The organism is Accumulibacter sp., from assembly GCF_032229525.1.
Classification (GTDB): domain Bacteria; phylum Pseudomonadota; class Gammaproteobacteria; order Burkholderiales; family Rhodocyclaceae; genus Accumulibacter.
Window position 1 is genome coordinate 27,422 of sequence record NZ_JAVTWB010000208.1, and the last position, 6,700, is coordinate 34,121.

Genomic DNA, 6,700 nt, shown 5'->3' on the forward strand with positions numbered 1-6,700 from the left:
AGCCGCTGAAAACCCGTGAGTGAAACCACTCCCGATCTGGAGCGCCGCTTCGGCGGCATCGCGCGCCTCTACGGCACAGCTGCTCTGCGGCGTTTTCAGCAGGCTCATGTCGCCGTCGTCGGCATCGGTGGTGTCGGCTCCTGGGCCGCCGAAGGTCTGGCGCGTTCGGCGATCGGCAGGATCACCCTGATCGATCTGGACATGATCGCCGAGTCCAACGTCAACCGCCAGGTGCACGCCCTCGATGGCGAGTTCGGCAAGGCCAAGGTCAGCGCCATGGCGCAACGCATTCACGCCATCAACCCGAGCTGTTCAGTCACGGAAATAGAGGATTTCGTCAGCCCCGACAACGTCGACACGCTCCTTGACCGCCCATTCGATTATGTCATCGACGCCATCGACCAGGTGCGCACCAAGGCGGCGATGATCGCCTGGTCCAGCCGTTGCGCGATACCGCTGATCACCGCCGGTGGCGCTGGCGGCCAAATCGACCCGACGCGAATCCAGATCGGCGATCTGGCTCTCAGCATCCAGGATCCCCTGCTGGCCAAGGTGCGCTCGCTGCTGCGCAAGGACTACGGCTTCACCCGGGAGCCGAAGAAGAAATTCGGCATACCGGCGGTATTCTCGAGCGAACCGCTACGCTACCCGGACAGCGCCGCGATCTGCGCAGCGCCGAGTCGGTTGGACGGCCTGAACTGTGCCGGCTTCGGATCATCGGTTTGCGTCACGGCAGTGTTTGGCCTGCTGGCAGCCGGGGAAGTGCTCAGAACTCTGGCCGGCGGACGATCCTCGAATGAGCAGGCGGCCTGCGGCTAAGAAGCACCCCGGCCCGCCCGCGCAGCTTCGCTTCAGCCAATCACGACCCGGTTCTTTCCAGCCTGTTTGGCAGCAAACATCGCGTCATCGGCGCGTTTGCTGACCGCTGCCTGGCTGTCATCGGCACGAAGCTCGGTAAGGCCGGCGCTGAAGGTAATCAGTTGGCGCGTATTGTCGTGCAGGAAGATGCGCCGGGTCAGCTCACGCTGCAGGCGAACCAGGGCCGTCTGGGCGTCTTCGAGCGGGGTGTCCGGCAACAAGATGATGAATTCCTCACCGCCGAAACGGGCGACCGTATCCTGTGGACGCATGGTTTCCCGGATCACCGTGGTCAGGTGGATCAACGCCGCGTCGCCCGCGGCGTGCCCGAGCGAGTCGTTGAGTTTCTTGAAATTGTCGATGTCGAGCAAAGCAACGCACAGCGTCGACTGGCGGCGCTGTGCGCGTGCGGTCTCTTTGGCAAACGCTTCCTCCAGGCCACGGCGGTTGAGTACGCCGGTGAGTTGGTCGTGGCGAACCAGCGTACTCGCCTTGTCGAGCTCCGCTTGCAGTTCGCCGATGCGCTTCTCGGCTTCTTCGACGCTCTGCTTGGCGGCGCGTAACTCGTCACGCGACCGCTGGGCGTTGAGCTGGATGATCCGTGTTTCGCGGATCACTTCCGCGAGTACGTCCTCGAGTTGGGAAATATCCTCGGCGTCGCTGATCCTGTCCGCACAGATGGCGATCTTGTCGTGATACTCCGAAGTCGAATCAGCGAACTCGGCGAGGTGATCGACGAAGCCGGCCAGCATCTGCTTCAGGCTTTCCCTCGCTTCGCTCAGGCTGTGTTTGATCTGGGCCTGCTTGAAAATAACTTCCTTGAGCCGGCTTTCGGCGTCGCCAATGGAACGGATGCTCAGCGGGCCGGAAACAATGCCGCGGACGATCTCGATCTGTCCGCTCAGCCAGCGGTCGTCGACGACCAGCTCGCCGACATTCTCGATCAGCAACTGCAACAAGCTGAGCAGCCCGGCGCGCAGCTCGGCGCGGTCTTCGGCCAGCAACTCGAGGCGGAAAGCAAAGCGCTTGACCCCGGCCTCCAGCCCCTCGACTGCAGAGCGTGAGGTGGCCGTGCGGATCTTGTGCGCCAGCGCTTTCGCATCGGCCGTCAGCTCTGGCTCGTCGGCGATCTGCGTCGGCAGCACGACTTCCAGGGTGTACGCGAAGATTTCGCGTAGCTCGGTCGACAACGCGCTTGTTGCGACTGCGTTTGCTGCAGCCCCGGCCTCCGCGGCGACAACGCCAGGCCCTGCTGCCGCCGCCTCCGGGCGCACGTCCACCAGGGGCACGTCATCGCCACCGGGTGCGTTGAGTGACCACGATTTGACCAGCCCTTGCAGCCGCCCGAAAAGCAGCTCACTGTTCCCCGCGCCACCAGCCAGCACACGCTCCAGCGCCTCGCGCTTGCGAGCCTGGGTAAGGCCTGCCTGCTTGCTTTCCCACTGGCGCAGGAAGTCGCCGAACAACTCGCTCCAGGGGAGCCCTTGTTCCCTGCTGAGCTGGGCGAACAACTCGGCGATGCCAGCTTTGAGTTGATCCCAGTTCGTCCCCTTGAACGCTTGTTCCAGGCGCTTCAGCAGCCGTTGCTGAACACCGGTTTCTTTCGGTAGAGACGCCAGGAGACCCTTCAGTTCACGTTCCGGAAAACCGGCCCCCAGATCGGCTGGCGTGCCCGCAATCTCGTGGTAAAGCGCGCGGTAGTTCTCGGGCGACGGGGACATCCGCCTGTTGGCCAGCAGGCGCAAGGCCTCGCGGGCGATCTCCGACGGATTCGTTAAAGTTGGCATGGCTTCCCACCGACAAGACAGAAATTCGAGGCATTCTAGCAGTGGCTCCAACGCTGCGGAAGAATGCCAATGCTCTGGCGGCTAATCGCTCGCCAGCACCCCCCGCCAAATGTCTGCCATTGCTTGCCATTGCGGCCGCTGCGGCAGCACTGCGCTTCGGCTATAATCGTGGCCTCGGCGCACAGCGTCTGCCCCCGTAGCATGAAGGTCGTGCAGTTGATTTGTAATCATCAGGTGTTGGTTCGATTCCGACCGGGGGCACCAGTCGACGCCAATGGCGCCGCCATTCTGCGCGAGGGCTTTTCTTGTCTCATCTGCCGCCAGCCTCCGCCAACGCCTGATCCGCGCGCTGTTTGACGACGCGAGCACCGCAGGGGGACATGAAACCCTCATGGAATCATTGAACTACACGATCGGGATGGCGGGAACGGCGGCTTTCGCAGTCACCGCCGTCCTTGCCGTGGCGCCCAAGGGAATCGACCTGTTTGGCGTTTGCGTCATGGGTATCGTCACCGCGATCGGTGGCGGCACGCTGAGAGACATCATCCTCGGTGTGCCGGTCTTCTGGGCGACCGATCTGAACTACATCTGGGTCGCTCTCGGGGCGAGCGTGGCGGCCTTTGCGGCGCAGTCCTTATTCACGCGGAAGGAGATGTACCGCCTGCTGCTGTACATCGATGGGCTTGCCGTCGCCCTGTTTGCCATCCAGGCGGCGAACAAGGTGTGGACTTTGCAGTTCGGCTTGCCGCTCGCTCCCATTCTCCTCGGGATCATCACCGCGATCGGCGGAGGCCTGATTCGAGACGTGCTGGCGGGACGCCAGAACCTCTTGATGACCCGCGAGCTCTACGCCGTTCCGGTGTTGTTCGGGTGCACGCTTTTCGTCGTCGCGATGGTGCTCTTTCCGCAATACCAGTCGATCGCCGGAATCACTTGTGTCATGAGCATCTTCATCTTTCGTGTGGCAGCCATCCACTGGGGACTGTGCGTCCCCGATTGGCTAAGTACCCGGCCGAAAACGGAGTGACGGGCGGCAGCTCGCCGACCTGTGACCCACCCTGAGGCAAGCCCACCATCATCATGCCTCAGCCCGTCGCTCAATCTCGATTGCTGGTGATTCGCGGCTTGACAATCGCCTCGTAGTAAGCAAAGGCATCCCGGAGGTGTGCGCGCAATTGATGGTCTTCCCACGGCTTGGTCAAAAACTTGAAGATCGAGCCCTGATTGACGGCATCGATGATCGAGTCGAGTTGCGTGTATCCGGAGATGACCAGCCGCACCGTGTCGGGATGCAGAAGTTTCACTCGGCCAAGGAACTCCGTACCGCTCATCTGCGGCATACGCTGGTCGGAGAGGATCACCTGGATATCGTTGCTGGCCAATAACACCAGCCCCTCTTGCGCGCTCTCCGCCGTCAGGACGCGGTAGCCCTGCCCACGCAGCACCCGGCGGATCGCCGAGAGGATGCTCGGCTCGTCGTCGACGACCAGCAGGGTGCACAGATCGCTCGGCGCGTCGCTGATCGCCAGCGATTCGCCCTGACTGATCAGACAGGCGAAGTCATCCGCCGGAAGCGGGCGGCTGAACAGATAGCCCTGCATCTCGTCGCAACGGTTCTTTCTCAGATAACCCAGTTGCGCGTCGGTTTCGACGCCTTCGGCAACTACCCTCAGTTGCATGCGGTGCGCCAGGGCGATCACCGACGTGGCGATGTTGGCAGCTTTGGGGTCGGTGACGATGTCGTTGACGAAAGAGCGGTCGATCTTGAGTTCATCGACCGGGAAGCGACTCAGGTAGCTGAGGCTGGAATAGCCGGTGCCGAAGTCATCGAGGGAAAGGCCGACACCGATGGCGCGCAGACAAAGGAGTCGTTCGATGGCTTGGTCCGGGGCGGCCATCAGCATGCTCTCGGTCATTTCGAGTGCGAGCATTTTGGGCTCGACGGCGTGGCGGTCGAAGGCGGCGGAGAGAACCGACTCAAGATCGCCGCTGGCGAACTGGCGTGCCGAGACGTTCACCGCCACCTTGACGGCAGGCAGCCCGGCGTCGATCCAGGCGCGGATCTGGCGACAGGCCTCGTCGATCACCCAGGCACCGATGGGCACGATCAGGCCACTTCTTTCGGCCAGCGGAATGAAGCTGTCCGGCGGCACCAGACCGACTTCGGGTCGCTGCCAGCGCAACAGCGCTTCGGCGCCGACGATCTGGCCAGTGGCCAGGTCGACCTTTGGCTGGTAATGCAGCCGCAGCTCTTCCTGGCTCAATACCCGTCGCAGCGCATTTTCCATCTCCAGTCGCTCGAGCGCACCCTGACCGAGATCGCCGGTATACAGGGCGCACTGATTGCCGCCGCGATCCTTGGCGCGATGCGTCGCTGCGGTGGCGCTACGCAGCATGTCGTTGGCCGTCGCCCCGTCTTGCGGAAAGACGCTGACACCGACGCTGGCACGCACATAGGCTTCGTGTCCGTCGGTCAGCACAAAGGGCGCGGCGAGTGCGGCCAGCAGGTCGCGGGCGGTATGTTCTGCATTATCGGCAGCCTGTTCGCCTTCCAGGACGACGGCGAACTCGTCGGCTGCCAGGCGTCCGAAGCCATCCTCCTGGCGCAAGCGGGCCCCCAGGCGAGCGGCAACACCCAGCAACAATTCATCGCCGAGCGTGTGACCCAGGCTTTCGTTGACGCTCTTGAAGTGGTCCAGATTGATGATCAACACTGCCGCCGTGCTGCTCGCTCTCTGGGCGCGCTCCAGCCCGTGCTGCAACAGCGAGCGCAACAGCAGGCGATTGGGCAGCGTGGTCAACGGATCGTAATGGGCCAAACGGTCGACTTCTTGTTCGCTGCGCTTGAGCTTGGTGAGGTCGGTGAACACCGATACGTAGTGGGACGGGTCGCCCGCCTCATCCTTGACGACGCTCAGTGCCGCCCACTGCGGGTAGATCTCCCCATCCGCGCGGCGGTTCCACACTTCGCCCTGCCAATGACCGGTCTGCAGCAGGCTGGCCCACATCGCCTGGTAGAAGGCGCGATCGTGGCGTCCGGAGTGCAGCAGACGCGGGTTCTTGCCGAGTACTTCCGACGCCGGATAACCGGTAATCTCGCAGAACGCCGCGTTGACGCTGATGATGGCGCCGGTCAGGTCGGTGATGATCACCCCATCGCGAGTGCTTTCCAGAGCCGCGGCGTGCAGCCGTTGGCGTTCGGTAGACTCACGCTCGCTGGTCAGATCGTTCCAGCTGCCGATCACTTCGACCGCTTTGCCGCTCTCGTCGCGGATCAAGCGCAGGTCGTCGCGCAGCCAGCGGACCGCCCCCATGGCGTCGTGGAAGCGGTACTCGTGCGTCAGCTCTCCCTCTCGCAGCAGCGCAGTCTGCACGCTGAGCACGCGCGCCCGATCGTCGGCGTGCAGGTGCGCGACCCACCACTCCGGCGCCAGGCACTCGGCAGGCGTGTAGCCCAGCACCCGAGAGACATTGTCACTGACCCAGGTCGGCAGCAGTGCTTCGCCATCCACCCCTAGTGCGTAGAGAATGGTTGGACTGGCCGACAGCAGATACGTCAAACGCGTCGTGCTCTGGCGCAGGCGCAACTGCTCACGCCGCAGCTGTGCATGCCTGAGCGCGTTTTCCAGGATTGCCGGAAGCCTCTCTATGTAGCCGCTCTTCTTGACCACATAATCTTCGAGGCCAAGCCGCAAGGCGGCGGCGACTGCGTCCTCACTACCGTGTCCGGTGACCAGAACGATCGGCAGGTCGAGCCCACGCTGATCGCGCACCGTCTTGGCGACTTCCAGCGCATTCAGCGCCGATAGCTGGTAATCGAGCATCAACAGGTCATATTCCTGGGCTTCGTCGGCGCCCAGCGGCAGGCGTCTGAGCACCTCCTCGCCGTCGGCGACTACATCGATCCGGAATAGCGGCGCGTGCTCGGTGAAATGGCGAAGCGTGAGATCGATGTCGAAGTGGCTGCGTTCGGCGTAGAGCACGCGAATAAGCCGTCCCCGGCGCGCGAAATCGCGTCGGAAACGGTCGACGGCGCCCGCCAGGACGCGTCCCAG

Annotated in this window: 4 protein-coding genes and 1 tRNA gene; 3 read left to right on the forward strand and 2 right to left on the reverse strand. The window is 63.2% G+C overall.

Annotated features, from left to right (window positions below; translation table 11 throughout):
- The first annotated feature begins 15 nt into the window (after positions 1–15).
- Positions 16–819: a tRNA cyclic N6-threonylcarbamoyladenosine(37) synthase TcdA gene (gene tcdA / locus RUW20_RS16825; RefSeq protein ID WP_313953380.1), complete on the forward strand. Its 804-nt coding sequence runs from the start codon at positions 16–18 to the stop codon at positions 817–819.
- A gap of 32 nt (positions 820–851) precedes the next feature.
- On the opposite strand, the gene RUW20_RS16830 is transcribed toward tcdA, so the two are convergent.
- Positions 852–2,645 carry a diguanylate cyclase gene (locus RUW20_RS16830; RefSeq protein ID WP_313953381.1) on the reverse strand — a complete coding sequence of 598 codons (1,794 nt, stop codon included), beginning with the start codon at positions 2,643–2,645 and terminating at the stop codon, positions 852–854.
- Positions 2,646–2,835: 190 nt separating this feature from the next.
- Here RUW20_RS16830 and RUW20_RS16835 point away from each other — a divergent pair.
- Positions 2,836–2,909: transfer RNA gene (locus RUW20_RS16835), tRNA-Thr, on the forward strand.
- 127 nt (positions 2,910–3,036) lie between these two features.
- Complete coding sequence (locus RUW20_RS16840; protein ID WP_313953382.1) at positions 3,037–3,672, forward strand: trimeric intracellular cation channel family protein; 636 nt, start codon at positions 3,037–3,039, stop codon at positions 3,670–3,672.
- A gap of 70 nt (positions 3,673–3,742) precedes the next feature.
- On the opposite strand, the gene RUW20_RS16845 is transcribed toward RUW20_RS16840, so the two are convergent.
- The coding region (locus RUW20_RS16845; RefSeq protein WP_313953383.1) for an EAL domain-containing protein at positions 3,743–6,700 on the reverse strand (2,958 nt) is incomplete at its 5' end.

Excerpts from the sequence above, each read along its gene's own strand:
- RUW20_RS16830 (WP_313953381.1), bottom strand. The coding sequence starts at position 2,645 with ATGCCAACTTTAACGAATCCGTCGGAGATCGCCCGCGAGGCCTTGCGC.
- RUW20_RS16840 (WP_313953382.1), top strand. The coding sequence starts at position 3,037 with ATGGAATCATTGAACTACACGATCGGGATGGCGGGAACGGCGGCTTTC.